At 71.3% G+C, this 16,756-nt stretch carries 15 protein-coding genes; 3 read left to right on the top strand and 12 right to left on the bottom strand.

Going from position 1 to position 16,756, the window contains the following annotated elements:
* Positions 1-796 precede the first annotated feature (796 nt).
* Positions 797-1,828, top strand: a complete 1,032-nt coding sequence (gene trpS, locus H295_RS0140680; protein WP_020141112.1) for a tryptophan--tRNA ligase — start codon at positions 797-799, stop codon at positions 1,826-1,828.
* 63 nt (positions 1,829-1,891) lie between these two features.
* Here the strand turns inward: trpS and proC are convergent, their stop codons facing one another.
* The 7 genes from proC to H295_RS0140645 form a co-directional block, all read right to left on the bottom strand.
* Complete coding sequence (gene proC / locus H295_RS0140675) at positions 1,892-2,704, bottom strand: pyrroline-5-carboxylate reductase (protein ID WP_020141111.1); 813 nt, start codon at positions 2,702-2,704, stop codon at positions 1,892-1,894.
* A gap of 88 nt (positions 2,705-2,792) precedes the next feature.
* On the bottom strand, positions 2,793-3,584 hold the full coding sequence (locus H295_RS0140670) for an ABC transporter permease (protein WP_020141110.1): 792 nt from the start codon (positions 3,582-3,584) through the stop codon (positions 2,793-2,795).
* Positions 3,581-4,426, bottom strand: coding sequence for an ABC transporter ATP-binding protein (locus tag H295_RS0140665; protein ID WP_020141109.1), 846 nt, complete (start codon positions 4,424-4,426; stop codon positions 3,581-3,583). Before H295_RS0140665 ends, H295_RS0140670 begins: the two co-directional genes overlap by 4 nt.
* Before the next feature lie 173 nt (positions 4,427-4,599).
* Positions 4,600-5,379 carry a class I SAM-dependent methyltransferase gene (locus tag H295_RS0140660; RefSeq protein ID WP_020141108.1) on the bottom strand — a complete coding sequence of 260 codons (780 nt, stop codon included), beginning with the start codon at positions 5,377-5,379 and terminating at the stop codon, positions 4,600-4,602.
* 317 nt (positions 5,380-5,696) lie between these two features.
* Positions 5,697-6,206: a membrane protein gene (locus H295_RS0140655; RefSeq protein ID WP_020141107.1), complete on the bottom strand. Its 510-nt coding sequence runs from the start codon at positions 6,204-6,206 to the stop codon at positions 5,697-5,699.
* Between the two features lie 55 nt (positions 6,207-6,261).
* Positions 6,262-6,597, bottom strand: a complete 336-nt coding sequence (locus H295_RS0140650; protein WP_020141106.1) for an SH3 domain-containing protein — start codon at positions 6,595-6,597, stop codon at positions 6,262-6,264.
* 20 nt (positions 6,598-6,617) lie between these two features.
* Positions 6,618-6,932, bottom strand: coding sequence for an SH3 domain-containing protein (locus H295_RS0140645; protein WP_028810204.1), 315 nt, complete (start codon positions 6,930-6,932; stop codon positions 6,618-6,620).
* A gap of 182 nt (positions 6,933-7,114) precedes the next feature.
* On the opposite strand from H295_RS0140645, the gene H295_RS0140640 reads away from it, so the two are divergent.
* Positions 7,115-9,208 (top strand): serine/threonine-protein kinase, encoded by a 2,094-nt coding sequence (locus H295_RS0140640; RefSeq protein ID WP_020141104.1) that lies wholly within the window; start codon positions 7,115-7,117, stop codon positions 9,206-9,208.
* A gap of 74 nt (positions 9,209-9,282) precedes the next feature.
* On the opposite strand, the gene ilvD is transcribed toward H295_RS0140640, so the two are convergent.
* The 4 genes from ilvD to H295_RS0140620 all read right to left on the bottom strand — a co-directional run bounded on the left by ilvD (position 9,283) and on the right by H295_RS0140620 (position 13,791).
* Entirely contained in the window at positions 9,283-11,136 is a 1,854-nt protein-coding gene (gene ilvD / locus H295_RS0140635; protein WP_020141103.1) for a dihydroxy-acid dehydratase, read from the bottom strand.
* Between the two features lie 137 nt (positions 11,137-11,273).
* Entirely contained in the window at positions 11,274-11,912 is a 639-nt protein-coding gene (locus H295_RS0140630) for a TetR/AcrR family transcriptional regulator (RefSeq protein WP_020141102.1), read from the bottom strand.
* On the bottom strand, positions 11,909-12,733 hold the full coding sequence (locus H295_RS0140625; protein WP_020141101.1) for a sugar phosphate isomerase/epimerase family protein: 825 nt from the start codon (positions 12,731-12,733) through the stop codon (positions 11,909-11,911). Before H295_RS0140625 ends, H295_RS0140630 begins: the two co-directional genes overlap by 4 nt.
* A 116-nt stretch (positions 12,734-12,849) precedes the next feature.
* Positions 12,850-13,791, bottom strand: a complete 942-nt coding sequence (locus H295_RS0140620) for a Ppx/GppA phosphatase family protein (protein ID WP_028810202.1) — start codon at positions 13,789-13,791, stop codon at positions 12,850-12,852.
* Between the two features lie 71 nt (positions 13,792-13,862).
* On the opposite strand from H295_RS0140620, the gene H295_RS0140615 reads away from it, so the two are divergent.
* Entirely contained in the window at positions 13,863-14,774 is a 912-nt protein-coding gene (locus H295_RS0140615; protein WP_420706293.1) for a hypothetical protein, read from the top strand.
* A gap of 122 nt (positions 14,775-14,896) precedes the next feature.
* Here H295_RS0140615 and H295_RS0140610 read toward each other — a convergent pair whose 3' ends face one another.
* The gene (locus H295_RS0140610; RefSeq protein ID WP_020141098.1) at positions 14,897-16,600 is read right to left on the bottom strand and encodes a BACON domain-containing protein; all 1,704 of its coding nucleotides are present in this window, start codon (positions 16,598-16,600) and stop codon (positions 14,897-14,899) included.
* Positions 16,601-16,756 lie beyond the last annotated feature (156 nt).

Below are 16,756 nucleotides of genomic sequence, written 5' to 3'. Positions count from 1 at the left end.
CACCGGAATAAGGCGGTCACTCACAGCGTCCTCGCTGTGTTTATTTCAAAGGAACCTCGTCCCAGCCGAATGACCGGAGACGGGGTATCAACATATCTGGCGTTGATTTTTGGCACGCTGTTGAGTTCTCAAGGAACGGACGCTTCCTTTGTACTCACCCTCTCGGGCTTTCCTCCGGGCTTTTCCCTTCGGTCTTGCGTTTCCGACTCTATCAGACCGTTTCCGGTTCCGATTTCCTCGGTGCTTTCCAGGTTCCCGCTTCCGCGTTTCCCTTTCCGGCGGTTCCGACTCTATCAGATCCTTTCTGGCCTGATCCCCGGTCAGCGGGGCTTGTCTTCCCGGCTGTTGGGCCGTTCCGACGAGTGAGACTTTAGCGGATTCCCGGCTCCCGACGCTAATCGGGGCCGCCGTCCTTTCGAACGTGGATTCCCCATTTCGCGAATACACACGCCAATACGGCGACGGCAGACAGAGCGACTGTCGTCGTTGTGTTGGCTGGTACTTGCGGAATGGCTGTCCGGGGACCGACCGGGGTCGGCGCTCACGTCGGACAACTCGGAGAACACTACGTACGGGGCTGGGCAGTGTCAACTCAGGTACGGAGCGGGGCCCGCAGGCGTACGCTGGCAGACATGACTACGCGTACGTGCACCCAGCAGTGGTGGGCCGCCTGACGGCGGCCGTAAGCACGTATGCACTCAACGGCCGCCTCCTCGGCGGCCGTTCGCGTATCTCCCTCCAGGGCTCCTGAGGGTCGGCCGGCCGGGGACGGCGGCCTCGACCAGGAGGTGGAGAGATGACGCGGGTCTTCAGCGGGGTCAAGCCGACGGGGCATCTGACGCTGGGGAACTACCTGGGAGCCATGCGGCAGTGGGCCACGGTCGACCAGCACCGGGCGGAGTCGCTGTTCTGCATCGTCGACCTGCACGCACTCACCGTCGACCACGATCCGGCGCGGGTGCGTCGGCTGAGTCGGCAGGCGGCGACGTTGTTGCTCGCGGTGGGGCTGGATCCCGAGCTGTGCACCGTGTTCGTACAGAGTCATGTGGACGAGCACGCGCGGTTGTCGTACGTGCTGGAGTGCGTGGCCACGGACGGCGAGATGCGGCGGATGATCCAGTACAAGGAGAAGGCCGCCCGGGAGCGGGCGCGGGGCGGGAGTGTGCGGCTGTCGTTGCTGACGTATCCCGTGCTGATGGCGGCGGACATCCTGGCGTACGGGGCCGACGAGGTGCCGGTCGGGGACGACCAGGCTCAGCATGTGGAGCTGACGCGGGATCTGGCGGTGCGGTTCAACCAGCGGTACGGCTACACGTTCGTGGTGCCGCGGGCGACCTCGCCCAAGGTGGGTGCGCGGGTCATGAACCTTCAGGAACCGACGTCGAAGATGGGGAAGTCCGACGACTCGGGGCCGGGGATCGTCTATCTGCTCGACGAGCCGGAGGTCGTGCGGAGGAAGGTCATGCGGGCCGTGACCGACAGCGGGCGGGACGTCGTGTACGACCCGGCGGCCCGGCCGGGCCTGGCGAACCTGCTGGAGATCCTCGCGTCCTGCACGGGTCGGAACCCGTCCGAGCTGAGCGGTGTGTACGAGTCGTACGGCGCCTTGAAGAAGGACACCGCCGAGGCCGTGGTGGAGGTTTTGAGGCCCGTGCAGGAGAGGCACAAGGAGTTGTGCGCGGATCCTGGCCATGTGGAGGGGGTGCTGCGGGACGGCGCGGAGAGGGCTCGGGCGATGGCGCGGCCGACCGTGGATGCCGCCTATCGCGCGATCGGGCTGTTGCCGGCGGCGAGTGATGTCGGGGTGAGTGCGGCGGCGGCCGGGTAGCCGGGCGGTCGTGCGGTGCCCTCGTGCCGCCCCGCGTGGCAGGGGCGGCAGTGAGGGTGTCGGTCAGCTGTTGTTGCCGGAGGCCAGCTGGCGGCTGCGGTCGCGTGCGGCTTCGAGGGCTGCGATGAGTGCGGCTCGTACGCCGTGGTTCTCGAGTTCGCGGATGGCGTTGATGGTGGTGCCCGCGGGGGAGGTGACGTTCTCGCGGAGCTTCACCGGGTGTTCGCCGCTGTCGCGGAGCATCGTCGCGGCGCCGATGGCGGACTGGACGATCAGGTCGTGGGCCTTGTCGCGGGGCAGGCCGAGCAGGATGCCGGCGTCCGTCATGGCTTCGACCAGGTAGAAGAAGTACGCCGGGCCGGAGCCGGAGAGGGCGGTGCAGGCGTCCTGCTGGGATTCGGGGACGCGGAGCGTCTTGCCGACGGCGCCGAAGATCTCCTCGGTGTGGGCGAGGTGGTCGGCGGTGGCGTGGGTGCCGGCGGAGATGACGGACATGGCCTCGTCGACGAGGGCGGGCGTGTTGGTCATGACGCGGACGACCGGGGTGCCGGTGGCGAGGCGCTCCTCGAAGAAGGAGGTGGGGATACCGGCGGCGCCGCTGATGATCAGGCGGTCGGCGGGGACATGCGGGGCGAGTTCGTCGAGGAGGGTGCCCATGTCCTGCGGTTTGACCGTGAGGATCAGGGTGTCGGCGGTCTTGGCGGCTTCCGGGTTGGTGACCGGGGTGACTCCGTAGCGCGCGTGGAGTTCTTCGGCCCGCTCCTGGCGGCGGGCGGTGACCAGGAGGTCGGCCGGGGCCCAGCCGGCGCGGATCATTCCGCTGAGCAGGGCTTCGCCGATCTTGCCGGTGCCGAGGACTGCGACTTTCTGGCTCATGCGGTTCAGTCTGGCACCGGGTGGAGGGGGGCAGGGTCGGCTGTCCGGTGGGCGGGACGTGGGCTCGCGGGTGTCACTCCGGTCGGCGCTAGGCGGTCCTGCGCCTGAGGGTGGCCGCTCCCAGGCACAGGACCAGCAGGGCGCAGCCGGCCACGATCAGCGCGTCCCGTACGAAGGTCGCCGTCATGTCGGTGTGCCTGAGGACCTCGTTCATGCCGTCGACGGCGTAGGACATCGGCAGGACGTCGGAGATGGCCTCCAGGACGGGGTGCATGGCGTCGCGGGGAGTGAAGAGGCCGCAGAGGAGGAGCTGGGGGAAGATCACGGCCGGCATGAACTGGACGGCCTGGAACTCGGAGGCCGCGAACGCCGAGACGAACAGACCGAGGGCGGTGCCGAGCAGGGCGTCGAGGAGGGCGACGAGCAGCAGGAGCCAGGGGCTGCCGATGACGTCGAGGCCGAGGAACCAGACTGCGAGGCCGGTGGCGAGGGCGGACTGGATGATCGCGAGGGCGCCGAAGGCTAGGGCGTAGCCGGCGATGAGGTCGCCTTTGCCCAGCGGCATGGCGAGGAGGCGTTCGAGGGTGCCGGAGGTGCGTTCGCGCAGGGTGGCGATGGAGGTCACCAGGAACATCGTGATCAGCGGGAAGATCCCGAGGAGGGAGGCGCCGATGCTGTCGAACGTGTGTGGGCTGCCGTCGAAGACGTAGCGCAGCAGGAGCAGCATCACGCAGGGGATGAGGATCATCATCGCGATGGTGCGCGGGTCGTGGCGGAGCTGGCGCAGGACCCGGGCCGCGGTGGCGGTGGTGCGGGAGAGGTTGAGGGCGCTGCTGGGGGCGGGCGCGCGACCCGGGGTGGGTGTGGTGGTCGTGGTCATCGCGTGTGCTCCTTGGTGCGGCTTGCCTCGACGGCCTGGTCGACCAGGTGGAGGAAGGCGGCCTCGACGGTGTCGGAGTTCGTTCGGGTGCGGAGTGCTTCGGGGGTGTCGTCGGCGAGGATCTCGCCCTGGCGCATGAGGAGGAGGCGGTGGCAGCGCTCGGCCTCGTCCATGACGTGGGAGGAGACGAGGAGGGTGGCGCCGCGGCGGGCGGTGATGTCGTGGAAGAGCTCCCAGAGGTCGCGGCGCAGGACGGGGTCGAGGCCGACGGTGGGTTCGTCGAGGACGAGGAGTTCCGGGGTGCCGAGGAGGGCGACGGCCAGGGAGACGCGGCTGCGCTGGCCGCCGGAGAGGTTGCCGGCCAGGGAGTCGGCGTGGGTGGTGAGGTCGACGTCGGTGATGGCCTGGGTGACGTCGGAGTGGCGGCGGTCGGCGGCGGCGCGGCCGGGGGCGAGGATCGCGGCGAAGTAGTCGAGGTTCTGGCGGACGGTGAGGTCGTCGTAGACGGAGGGGGCCTGGGTGACGTAGCCGATGCGGGTGCGCAGGGTGGGGTGGCCGGCGGGTCGGCCGAGGACGTCGAGGGTGCCGGTGACCTTGGCCTGGGTGCCGACGATCGAGCGCATCAGGGTGGACTTGCCGCAGCCGGAGGGGCCGAGGAGGCCGGTGATCTGGCCGCGGGGGACGTCGAAGGCGAGGTTGTGCAGGACGGTGCGGGGTCCTCGGACGACGGTGAGGCCGTCGGCGTGGACGGCGGTGTGGACGGCGGGATTCGGCGGTGTGTGGCCCGGGTGGTCCGGGGGGCGCGGGTGGTCGTCGGAGGGACCGGACGCTTTATTCATCATGCGATGAATAATGCTCTCGCCGCTCCGACCCGTCAAGCGGCGTGCGTACGGCGGCGCAGGCGCGCGCCGGCGTGATCGGAGGCTGGTGATCCGGTTGGAGGTGCGGGTACGGGTGCGGTGGTCGGAGGCGGGGGCGGCGCGGCGGCTCCGGAGGGGGGCCGCCGCGCGCGGGGTCAGGCGGCTGTGGCGACCAGCAGTTCGACGTCGTAGGTCTCCTCCACGGTGCCGTCCGGGAAGACCTCCTGGAGGATCCGACGCTCCTCGGTGAGGAACACGCCGGTGTGTTCCTCACCGGCCACCAGGAAGATCGAGTGGCTGGCGATGTTGGCGAGGTGGGCGTCCAGCGGCAGACGGCGGCTCCAGCGGACCACGCGGTGGGCGAAGTCGAGCCGGCCGGTGGGGTCCGCGAGGAGGGAGCGGGGTCGGGCGTCCTTCACCTCCGCGGTCGGCCTGGCGCCGTAGTCCTTGAAGTGCTCGGCGATCCGGCCGACCTGGTCGGCGATCCACGGGATGTCGAGGGCGTGGGTGTTCCACCACAGCACCAGCGATCCGCCGGGGCGCAGCACCCGCAGGGCTTCCGGGACCGCGCGGGCGGTGTCGGTCCAGTGCCAGGACTGGGCGTAGGTCACGAAGTCGACGGAGTCCGTGAGGAGGGGGAGGTCGTTGCCGTCGCCCCGGACGATCGGCAGGGCGGGGTGGACACGGCGGAACTGCTCGGCCATGCCGTCCCCGGGTTCGACCGCGAGGACCTCTGCGCCGCGGTCGTGCAGCAGCGCGGTCGCTATGCCGGTGCCGGCACCGACGTCCGCGACCCGGGCCCCGACGAGGGTCCGGCCGGAGAGTTCCTCGATCGCGTCGAAGAGGGCGGGCGGGTAGGAGGGGCGGTGCGCGGCGTACTGGGCCGCGGCGGCGTTGAAGGAGTGGGCCCGGCTGGTGTGGGAGGAGGCGGTCATCAGGCCATGGTGACCGGGGTGGGGGTCGGGAGGGGGTGAGTTTTCGGTGAGACGTGGGGAGGGCTGGGGTGGGGCCCGCCAGCGGGATCGGGGTTCTGAGGCCGGCCGGTGCGGCTGCCTGCGCGCCGGTGCGGGAGGTTGGACGCCGGTACGACTGCCCTGGACGCCGGTACGACTGCCCCGGTGAGCATGCTCAACGACCCCGACGCGGGTACGGCTCCCCCAACGCGCAAGCTCGACGACCCCGACGCCGGACGGCTCCCCCGGCAGGCCTGCTCACCGACCCCGACGCCGGTACAGCTCCAGTCGCCGCCCGTTCAGCGCGGGCGCTTCTTCTTCGAGGGGTTTCCGGTGCGGCGGGTGCTTCGCTTCTCGTGTCGGAGACGGGCCGACTCGTACTCCTGGCGGTGCAGTTTCTCGCCCGGCGCCTCGGTGAGGGAGCGGAGGAAGTAGGCCAGGAGGGATCCCACGAACCCGATGGCGAGGAGGCCGCGGAGGGAGGCCTGGCGGTCGGGGTCGGGGCGGCGGCCGAAGCCGTCCCAGGTGTTGCGGAAGGCCAGCGCGCTGCAGATGGCGAACATCGCGATGACGAGGACGGTCACGAAGCTGCCGGTGTCGGCGATCTGGAGGCCCTCGTAGGCGAAGCGGAGGATCAGGCAGGAGGCGACGGCGGCGGCGAGCGAACCCGCGGCCACGCCGGCGCGGCGGAGGGCGTAGCCCTGGTCGTGGCCCACCCAGGTCGTGCCGAAGAAGCGGATCGGCTCGGGGCGGGGGCCGCCCTCGGGGGAGCCCGCGGGGATGTCCTGGGTGCCGGATTCGTCGCTCACGGGACGATTATGGCTCCGGGAGGTGTCCAGGGACGGGGGCGGGCTCCCTCGGGGGTCAGCCGCAGCGTGAGGCGACGTAGCCGTCACTGCCGGTGTGGACGTTGGTGTCCGAGACGAACTCGCCGTTGGCGATGTTGTCCCAGATGTTCGACGTGCCGTAGTAGCCGGTCACCGTCTCGCCCGGGGTCTGGCAGTAGATCGCCACCTTCGCGCCCTCGGGGAGCACCCGGACGATGCCGTACTGCGTCCCGGGACCGCGGCGGACGTTGAGGCGCTGTCCCGGCGCGGTGTCGAAATAGTGGACGGCCGCCTCGGCGTGGGCCGCGCCCACCATGAGGAAGGCGCAGGCCAGGCCCGCCAGCGCGACGGATCTGCGTTTCAGGGATGTCATGAGGATTCCCCCGGTGAGGCTCAGGAGCAGCGGTCGGCGACGTAGCCGTCGCTGCCGGTGAGGATGTAGGCGTCGGAGACGTACTGGCCGTTGCTGACGTTGTCCCAGATGTTGCTCGTGCCGTAGGGGCCGGACACCGAAGTGCCCGGGGTCTGGCAGTAGATCGGCACCTTGGCGCCTTCGGGCAGCACCCGCACGACGCTGTAGCCCGTGCCGGGACCGCTGCGGACGTTGAGCCGGACTCCGGGTGCGACCGAGTAGTAGCGGACGGAAGCCGTGGCCGTCCGGGCCTCGGCCGTCTCCACGCCGGCTTCTTCGACGCGCTCAACAGACATGCGATTCCTCCCCCGTTGGTCCCCATGAGTGCCATGGGGTCCCGTTGATTCCCCTGAATTGCGCCATGAAACACATGTGCGCAACTCGCACGCGGACACTAGCAAGCCGCCTCTGTCTCGAACGGGACATCGACTAGGCTCCGTGCGTCGCGCGCGCGGACGATCAGCACGGGGGTGGTTCCATGGCGCCACAGGGCAACACCGGAGCGGGCGCGGAAGCGGAACTTCCCGAGTACGCCGGTCACTACCGGCTGGAGTCCCGCCTCGGGTCCGGCGGGATGGGTGTCGTGCACGTCGCGCAGAGCACCTCGGGGATGAAGCTCGCGGTGAAGATCGTCCATGCCGAGTTCGCCATGGACGACGAGTTCAGGGGGCGTTTTCGGCAGGAGGTGGCCGCGGCCCGGAAGGTGAGCGGGGCGTTCACCGCGTCCGTCGTCGACGCCGACCCCGATGCCGGACGGCCCTGGATGGCCACCCTGTTCATCCCCGGTCCGACGCTCTCCGACGAGGTGAAGCGGAACGGCCCCCTGGATCCCGCCCAGTTGCGGCGGCTGATGGCGGGGCTGGCCGAGGCGCTGCGTGACATCCACCGGGTCGGGGTGGTCCACCGGGATCTCAAGCCCAGCAACGTGCTGCTCGCCGAGGACGGGCCGAAGGTCATCGACTTCGGCATTTCTCGGCCAAAGGACAGCGAACTGCGGACCGAGACGGGGAAGTTGATCGGGACCCCGCCGTTCATGGCGCCCGAGCAGTTCCGGCGGCCGAGAGAGGTCGGGCCCGCCGCGGACATCTTCGCGCTGGGGTCGGTCATGGTGCACGCGGCGACCGGGCGGGGGCCGTTCGACTCCGACAGTCCGTACGTCGTCGCCTACCAGGTCGTGCACGACGAGCCGGACCTCACCGGCGTACCGGCGAACCTCGCGCCGCTCATCGTGCGGTGTCTCGCCAAGGAGCCCGAGGACCGGCCGACTCCGGACGAGTTGATGCGGGAGCTGCGGTCGGTGGCGGCCTCGTACGACACGCAGGCGTTCATACCGGCGCAGCGCGGGGTGGAGTTGCCCGAACCCCGGCCGAAGAAGCAGACGGTACGGCCCAAAAGACGGCTCTCCGGAAAGGCGGCCTTGGTGGCCGGCGCGGTCGTGCTCGTCATCACCGGCGTCCTCGCCTCCGTCCAGTGGCTCGGCGACGGTGCCGGTGCCGTGGCCAAGAGCGGGGACAAGCCCACGGACACCGCCTCCGCGTTCGCCGGCTGGGCGAGGAATCCGGTACCGAAGGCCACGGGCTCGGCGCAGTGCTCGTACGGCGCCACGCAGGTGCTCTGTGCGCAGCCGGGTGTGGTCTTCGCCCTGGATCCGGCCGACGGGGCCGTGCTGTGGCGGCACTCCGTCGCCGAGTCGAAGCCGAGCAAACCACCGGCCGTCGTGAGCGGTCTGGTGCAGCCCATGGTCGACGAGGGGCGGCGACTCGAAGCGCTCGACCCCGCCTCGGGCAAGGCACGCTGGCGACGCGCCCTGCCCGCGCACCACGGCATGCAGCTTGCGGGAGGAACGCTCCTGCTGACACTCCTCGACGGCACGGTCACCGGTGTGGACACCGCGACGGGCGACACCAGGTGGAGCAGGCGGGTACCGGAGCAGCCCATGCCGACCTTCGTCTCGTTCGCCGGGGACCCGCTGGCGTACGCCACCAACCTCTCCGCCGACGCCTCGACCACCCGGGTCACGGCGGTGGACCCGGTCACGGGAGCCGTGCGCTGGGAGGCACGGCTCAGCGGAAACGTGACACCGGTGGGCGTGCACGACGGGTCCGTCTTCTTCCTCTCCACGAACGAGGTGTACGGCGACACGGACGCCGTGGTGCGCTACACCCCGGCGACCAGGTCCACGCGCCGGGTGAAGCTCCCGGTGGCACGGCCCGACGCCCAGGCCACCGTGCACGGGACCACGGTCTACGTGCTGGCGACGAGCGGTGCACTGGACGCCGTCGACATGGAGGCGGGCAAGCGGCTGTGGAACCTCGAGACCTCCGTGAGCCGGGGTTCGGTACCGGTTGCCGACGGCCGCCGTGTGTACTTCACCACGGCTGACGGACGGCTGTTCGCCGTCGAGGCCGACGACGGCCGGCTCGTCGGGCAGACCCCGGCGCGGCTCGGCTCGAACTCGGGCACGGTCGCCGCGGCGCTGCCCCGCCCCGTCCTCGCCGACCACCACATCTACGCCACCGCCCCCGACGGCACCGTGTTCGCCGTGGACGCCGGGGACCCGTCGGCCTGGTGACACGTCGGCCTGGTGACGCGTCGGGTCATGCGAAAGGGCCGCCCCCGAAGGGGCGGCCCTGTTCGAGAAGCGGGTCAGCCCAGCTTCGACACGTCCCGCACCGCGCCCTTGTCGGCGCTCGTGGCCATCGCCGCGTAGGCGCGCAGGGCCGCCGAGACCTTGCGCTCGCGGTTCTTCGGGGCGTAGACGCCGCCGAGAGCCGCGTCGCGCCGGGCCAGTTCCTCGTCGTCGACGAGGAGCTCGATCGTGCGGGCCGGGATGTCGATGCGGATGCGGTCACCGTCCTCGACGAGGGCGATGGTGCCGCCGGCCGCGGCCTCCGGGGAGGCGTGGCCGATGGAGAGGCCGGACGTGCCGCCGGAGAAGCGTCCGTCGGTGACCAGGGCGCAGGCCTTGCCGAGGCCGCGGCCCTTCAGGTACGAGGTCGGGTAGAGCATCTCCTGCATGCCGGGGCCGCCCTTGGGGCCCTCGTAGCGGATGACGACGACGTCGCCCTCCTTGATCTCCTTCAGCAGGATCTTCTGGACGGCCTCCTCCTGGGACTCGCAGACCACCGCGGGGCCCTCGAAGCGCCAGATCGACTCGTCCACGCCGGCCGTCTTCACGACACAGCCGTCGACGGCGAGGTTGCCCTTGAGGACCGCGAGGCCGCCGTCCTTGGAGTAGGCGTGCTCGGCCGAGCGGATGCAGCCCTCGGCCGCGTCCTCGTCCAGCGCCTCCCAGCGCTCGGACTGGGAGAAGGCCTCCGCCGAGCGGACACAGCCGGGGGCCGCGTGCCACAGCTCGACGGCCTTCGGGGACGGGGAGCCGCCGCGGACGTCCCAGGTCTTCAGCCAGTCCGCGAGGGAGGGGCTGTGGACCGAGTGCACGTCCTCGTTGAGCAGGCCCGCGCGGTGCAGTTCGCCGAGGAGGGCGGGGATGCCGCCGGCGCGGTGCACGTCCTCCATGTAGTACGTGCGGTTCTTCGCCACGTTCGGGGCGACCTTCGCGAGGCAGGGGACCCGGCGCGAGACCTCGTTGATCTCCTCCAGGCCGAAGGGCACTCCCGCCTCCTGGGCCGCGGCCAGCAGGTGCAGGATCGTGTTGGTGGAGCCGCCCATGGCGATGTCGAGCGCCATGGCGTTCTCGAACGCCGCGAAGGTGGCGACGTTGCGCGGCAGGACCGTCTCGTCGTCCTGCTCGTAGTAGCGGCGCGTGATGTCCATGACGGTGTTGGCGGCGTCGACGTACAGCTGCCTGCGGGCCGTGTGCGTGGCGAGGACCGAGCCGTTGCCGGGCAGGGAGAGGCCGATGGCCTCGGTCAGGCAGTTCATCGAGTTGGCGGTGAACATGCCGGAACAGCTGCCGCAGGTCGGACAGGCGTTCTCCTCGATACGGAGGATGTCCTCGTCGGAGATCTTGTCGTTGACGGCGTCGGAGATCGCGTCGACCAGGTCGAGCGTGCGGACCGTGCCGTCGACGAGGGTCGCGCGGCCGGACTCCATCGGGCCGCCGGAGACGAAGACGGTGGGGATGTTCAGGCGCAGGGCGGCGTTGAGCATGCCCGGAGTGATCTTGTCGCAGTTGGAGATGCAGATCAGGGCGTCGGCGCAGTGGGCCTCGACCATGTACTCCACCGAGTCCGCGATCAGGTCGCGGGAGGGGAGGGAGTACAGCATGCCGCCGTGGCCCATCGCGATGCCGTCGTCGACGGCGATGGTGTTGAACTCACGCGGGATGCCGCCGGCCTCGACGATCGCCTCGGAGACGATCCGGCCGACCGGCTGGAGGTGGGTGTGGCCGGGCACGAACTCCGTGAAGGAGTTGGCGACCGCGATGATCGGCTTGCGGCCGATGTCCGCACCGGGTACACCGGAGGCGCGCATAAGGGCGCGGGCGCCCGCCATGTTGCGGCCGTGGGTGACTGTGCGGGACCTCAGCTCGGGCATCGTCGCTCGCTCCTTCAGAGACGTTCGTCAGAGTCGTCGGAGACGGTCTCAAGAGATTTCTGACTGCTACCGAGCGTACGCCGGTCATCCAGGGGTCGGGACAGGGTGTCCGGAATGCGGGACGGGAGTCTCGGGAATCACGCTCCCGTCAGATGCCCCTGCACCACCGGCGCCAGCCGCGCGATGATCAGCTCCGGGTCCGCGGAGGCCAGTGGTTCCACCTTGATCACGTAGCGGAGCATCGCCGTCCCGACGAGCTGCGCGGCGGCGAGTTCGGCGCGGAGTTCCGCGTCCGGCAGGTCGACCTGGGCCACGACGCGGCGCAGCAGCTGGGAGGCGATCAGGCGGCGGAAGACGGCGGCCGCGGTCTCGTTGTTGACGGCGGAGCGGACGATCGCCAGCAGCGGGGTGCGGGTGGTCGGGTTCTCCCAGATGCCGAAGATGAAGCGGGTCAGCCGCTCGCCGACGCCGTCCAGTGGCCCGTCGGCGACCGTGTCCGACGCGTTGAGCGCGGGCGCGATGGCGACCTCGATCGAGGCCGCGAACACCTGCTCCTTGGTGCCGAAGTAGTGGTGGACCAGCGCCGGGTCGACCCCGGCGGCCTTGGCGATACCGCGCACCGACGTCTTCTCGTAGCCCCGTTCGGAGAACTCCTCGCGGGCCGCCACCAGGATCCGGTCGCGGGTGCCGGCCGCGTCCGACTCCGTACGACGGGGCCGGCCGCGCTTGCGGGCCGTGCCGTCGCTCACGGCCGGGGCGCCCTCCGGGCCGCTCATCGCCGCGGCACCTTCACCGGCGAGGCCAGATGGAGGCGGGTGAAGGCGAGGGCTTCCGCGAGGTCGGCCTCACGTTCGGCGCCGGACATCGCGCGGCGGGTGTTGACCTCGATGACGACATGGCCGTCGAAGCCGCTCAGCGCGAGGCGTTCCAGCAGCTCGGCGCAGGGCTGGCCGCCGCGTCCCGGGACTAGGTGCTCGTCCTTCGCGGAGCCCTTGCCGTCGGCGAGGTGGACGTGGCCGAGCCGGTCTCCCATCCGGTCGACCATCTGCATCGCGTCGGTCCGGGAGGTCGCCGCGTGGCTGAGGTCGATCGTGAAGTGCCGGTAGTCGTCCTTGGTGACGTCCCAGTCGGGGGCGTAGGCGAGCATCTCGCGGTCGCGGTAGCGCCAGGGGTACATGTTCTCGACGGCGAACCGTACGTCCGTCTCGTTCGCCATGCGCCAGATCCCGTCGACGAAGTCCCGGGCGTACTGGCGCTGCCAGCGGAACGGCGGATGCACGACGACGGTGCTCGCGCCGAGCTTCTCCGCGGCGGCCTGGGCGCGCTGGAGCTTGACCCAGGGGTCCGTCGACCACACCCGCTGCGTGATGAGCAGACAGGGCGCGTGCACGGCCAGGATCGGTATGCCGTGGTAGTCGGAGAGGCGGCGCAGGGCCTCGATGTCCTGGCTGACCGGGTCGGTCCACACCATGACCTCTACGCCGTCGTAGCCGAGGCGTGCGGCGATCTCGAAGGCCGTCGCCGTCGACTCCGGGTAGACGGAGGCCGTCGAGAGGGCGACCTTCGCGTCCGGGATCCGTACGACTGGTTCTGCCACGTCGGTCAGCCTACGGCGTCCGCGGGGGTGGGACGGGGCGCCTGTTCGCCGTTGTGGGGTTTGCCACGAGGGCGGCTGCGGGTACGTCGTGGCGTGCCGCGCAGTTCCCCGCGCCCCTACAAACCCGCCGCTGAGCCCATGTGGTCAAGTCGGCGCAGGATGACGCCCTCCCTGAGCGCCCATGGGCAGATCTCGACCGTTTCCACACCGAACAGGTCCATCGCCCCCTCGGCCACCAGCGCCCCCGCAAGAAGCTGGTTCGCCCTGCCCTCCGAGACGCCCGGCAGCTCCGCCCGCTGGTCCGTCGTCATGCCGGCCAGCCTCGGGACCCAGGCCTCGAGGGACTCCCGCTTCAGTTCGCGCTGGACGTAGAGGCCCTCGGTCGAGCGGGCGGCGCCCGCGAGGCGGGCCAGCTGCTTGAAGGTCTTGGACGTGGCGACGACGTGGTCGGGGGCGCCGAAGCGGGCGAACTCGCCGACCGTACGGGCGATCTGGGCGCGCACGTGCCGTCGCAGGGCCCGGACGTCGTCCGGTTCCGGGGGGTCGCCGGGGAGCCAGCCCGCGGTGAGGCGGCCCGCGCCGAGCGGCAGGGAGACCGCGGCGTCCGGTTCCTCGTCGATGCCGTAGGCGATCTCCAGCGAGCCGCCGCCGATGTCGAGGACCAGGAGCTTGCCCGCCGACCAGCCGAACCAGCGGCGGGCGGCGAGGAAGGTGAGGCGGGCCTCCTCGGCGCCGGAGAGCACCTGGAGCTCGACGCCGGTCTCGGCCTTCACGCGCGCGAGGACGTCGTCGGCGTTGCTGGCCTCGCGGACCGCGGAGGTGGCGAACGGGAGCAGGTCCTCGACGCCCTTGTCCTCGGCGGCCTGGAGCGCCTCCTTGACGACCGATACGAGTTTCTCGACGCCCTCGGGGCCGATCGCACCGGCCTCGTCGAGGAGTTGGGCAAGGCGCAGCTCCGCCTTGTGCGAGTGCGCGGGCAGGGGGCGTGCGCCGGGGTGCGCATCCACCACCAGCAGATGCACCGTGTTCGATCCCACGTCGAGGACACCGAGTCTCATGTAGGGAACGCTACTGCCAGCTGGGCGTTCGACTGTCTCCGGAGGGGCTTCCGGCGACTTACCCTGGACTCGTGCCAAAGACGAAAAAGGTGAAGGACGACAAAGCGGCCACAATTGCCGACGATTCTTCGCCGGTGAAGCCGGCAGCGCCGGCGGGGCGGTCGAAGCCGGCGAAGCTGTCGAAGAAGGCCAGGCAGGCTCTGGCGGCCGACGAGAAGGGGCTCGACTTCGCGCGCGCGTGGGTGGAGTTCCCGGATCCGGCGGACGACGAGCAGGTCTTCCGCTGCGATCTGACATGGCTGACCTCTCGTTGGAACTGCATCTTCGGCAGCGGCTGCCAGGGCATCCAGGCGGGGCGCGCGGACGACGGGTGCTGCACGCTGGGTGCCCACTTCTCCGACGAGGACGACGAGAATCGGGTCGCCGAGCATGTGGCGCGACTCACTCCGGACATCTGGCAGCACCACGACGAGGGCACGGCGAACGGCTGGGTCTCGGAGGACGAGGACGGCGACCGTCAGACCCGCCCCTTCCAGGGCTCCTGCATCTTCCAGAACCGGCCGGGCTTCGCGGGCGGCCAGGGCTGCTCCCTGCACATCCTGGCCCTCAAGGAGGGCCGCGAGCCGCTGGAGACCAAGCCGGACGTCTGCTGGCAGCTGCCGGTGCGGCGCACGTACGACTGGATCGACCGGCCCGACGACACCCGGGTGCTCCAGGTGTCGATCGGCGAGTACGACCGGCGCGGCTGGGGCCCGGGCGGCCATGACCTGCACTGGTGGTGCACCTCGGCGACCTCGGCGCACGGCGCGGGCGACCCGGTGTACGTGTCCTACCGGCCCGAGCTGATCGAGCTGATGGGCAAGGCGGGCTACGACCGTCTCGTCGAGCTGTGCGAGGAGCGGCTGGCGTCGCAGCTGCCGCTGCTGGCTCCGCATCCGGCGGATCCCGCGGGTCCGACGAGTCCGGCGGGTCCTGCGGCCTGAGGAGCCGCCTCCCGGTCCTGCCGGGCCGCCTGCCGGTCCGGTGCCGAACATGCCCACCCGGCAGCCCCAGCCCTGACCCCAGCTCCAGCCCCAAGACGACGGATATGCCCACCCCCGCCGCCCTACGACGTCGAAGGGCTCGGCTCGCCGTCCTCGCTGGGCGGCGGGGTCGAGTCCGGCGGGGTCGGCTGGGACGGGTCCGTGGACGCGGTGGGGGTCGGGTCCGGTGACGGCGGGGGCTCGCTGCCGTCCGGCGGGGACGTGGGGCCGGTGGGGCTCGGGTCCGGGTCGGACGAGCCCGGGGGATCGCTCGGCGGCGTGGGGCGCGGGCCGGGGCCGGTCGGGGTGGGCGCGGTGCCGTAGCCGTGGATGGTGACGACGGCGCCGGCCGGTGCGATCGCCACGCGCGCGCTCCAGGGGCCTGACGGCTCGCGCAGATGGTCGACGTACACCTTGATCGTCGAGGACTGGCCGGGTTTCAGGGTTCCCGAGGAGTGGTCGAGGTAGAGCCAGGAAGCGCCGGTGGTGGCCGACCAGCGGACCGAGGCGGCGCCCTTCGCGGTGAGGGTGACCAGGGTGGTGTCGCCGTCGTTGGCGGCGGCCACCTCCAGCTGTCCGGCGCCCTTCCGGCCGGCGCCGGTGACGCTCACGACCTCCACGGAGACGTCGGGGCGGCCGTCCTTGGTGAAGCGGGGGCCGGGTTTCACGGACGCGTTGCCCGCGTTCTGGTAGCCGCCGCTCGCGCTCGCGCCGTCCAGGCTGCCGGGGCCGTGCGCCTCGCCGGCGCTGGCGGAGTGACCGTCGGCGCCCTCGCCGGGGCCTCCCCGGTACGCGGCCCACAGGGCGAGCACGGGGGCGGCGACCACGGTCGCGACGACGGTCGTGGTGACGGCACGCGCGCGCAGGCGGTCGCGGCGGGCGGCGCGGTCCTTGGGGTCCATCGGGAAGCCGCGCCGGTCGAAACGGGGCACGCCGGCGCCACGCGCGCGTGGCGGGTGCGCGAGCGTCATGTGCAGGGCCGCGCGTGGCGCCTCCAGGACGGGCAGTTCGGCGGGCGTGGTCATGGCGCCGGGCCAGCGGCCGGGGATCGCCCGTTCGGCGCTGCGGCGGCAGCGCGGGCAGTCGTCGACATGGCGGACGAGTTCGCGGCGCAGGGCGGAGCTGAGCACGAACTGGTTGTCGCCGGTGAGCCGGGCCACGCTCGGGCAGTCGCCGGTCTCGACGACGGCGAGGGCCGCGCGCGTGCGCTCGACCTCGCAGGCGGCGGAGGCCAGCAGTTCACGGGCGCCGGCGTGGTCCATGCCGAGGACGGCGGCGACCTCGTGGGCGGCGAGGTGGTGCCGTACGGCGAGTTCGAGCGCCTCGCGCTGCTCGGGGGTGGTGCCGGCCGCCTCCGGCCAGGCCAGCTGGGCGAGTTCGCGGCGCCGCTCCGCCAGGACGTCCTCGGCGACCGGGGGTTCGGCGGCCTTCGTGGCGGCTCCGTGGCGCCCGGCCGCGTGGGTGGCCTGACGTTTCTGCTTGGCCTCGGCCAGCTTGCGCAGACAGGCCCAGCGGGCCAGTGCGTACAGCCAGGCCCGGCGGTCGCCGGCCGCGTCGGGGCCGCCGCGCTTCTCGGCCAGCGCGAGGACGTCACCGAGGGCGGCGGTGGCCTCGTCGTGCTCGCACAGCACCGACAGGCAGTAGGTGAACAGGCCGTCCAGATAGGGCTCGTAGCGCCCGGGCGGCCGCTGCGCCAGCGTGCGCGCGGCACCGCGGTCGCGCTCCTCCCGTTGCGCCCGGTGCGCGCCGGTGGTGCGGGTCGAGGTCTCCGGAGTGCTGCTCATCATCCGTGGACCGTAGGACGCTGAAGATGGCCCCTTCCTGCACCTCGAGGAGTTTTACTCCGTACGGGTGAAACGATCCCTCAATAGGGGACAGGAACCCCGGATTCCGTGGCTCGTTCCCGGCGTGACGTGGCCGGTTCCCGTACCGAGGCGCAGGTC

This window comes from Streptomyces sp. 351MFTsu5.1, from assembly GCF_000383655.1.
Taxonomy (GTDB): Bacteria; Actinomycetota; Actinomycetes; order Streptomycetales; family Streptomycetaceae; genus Streptomyces; species Streptomyces griseorubiginosus.
Note: the sequence above shows the minus strand (reverse complement) of the source record. Positions and strands in the feature narration are given on the sequence as shown.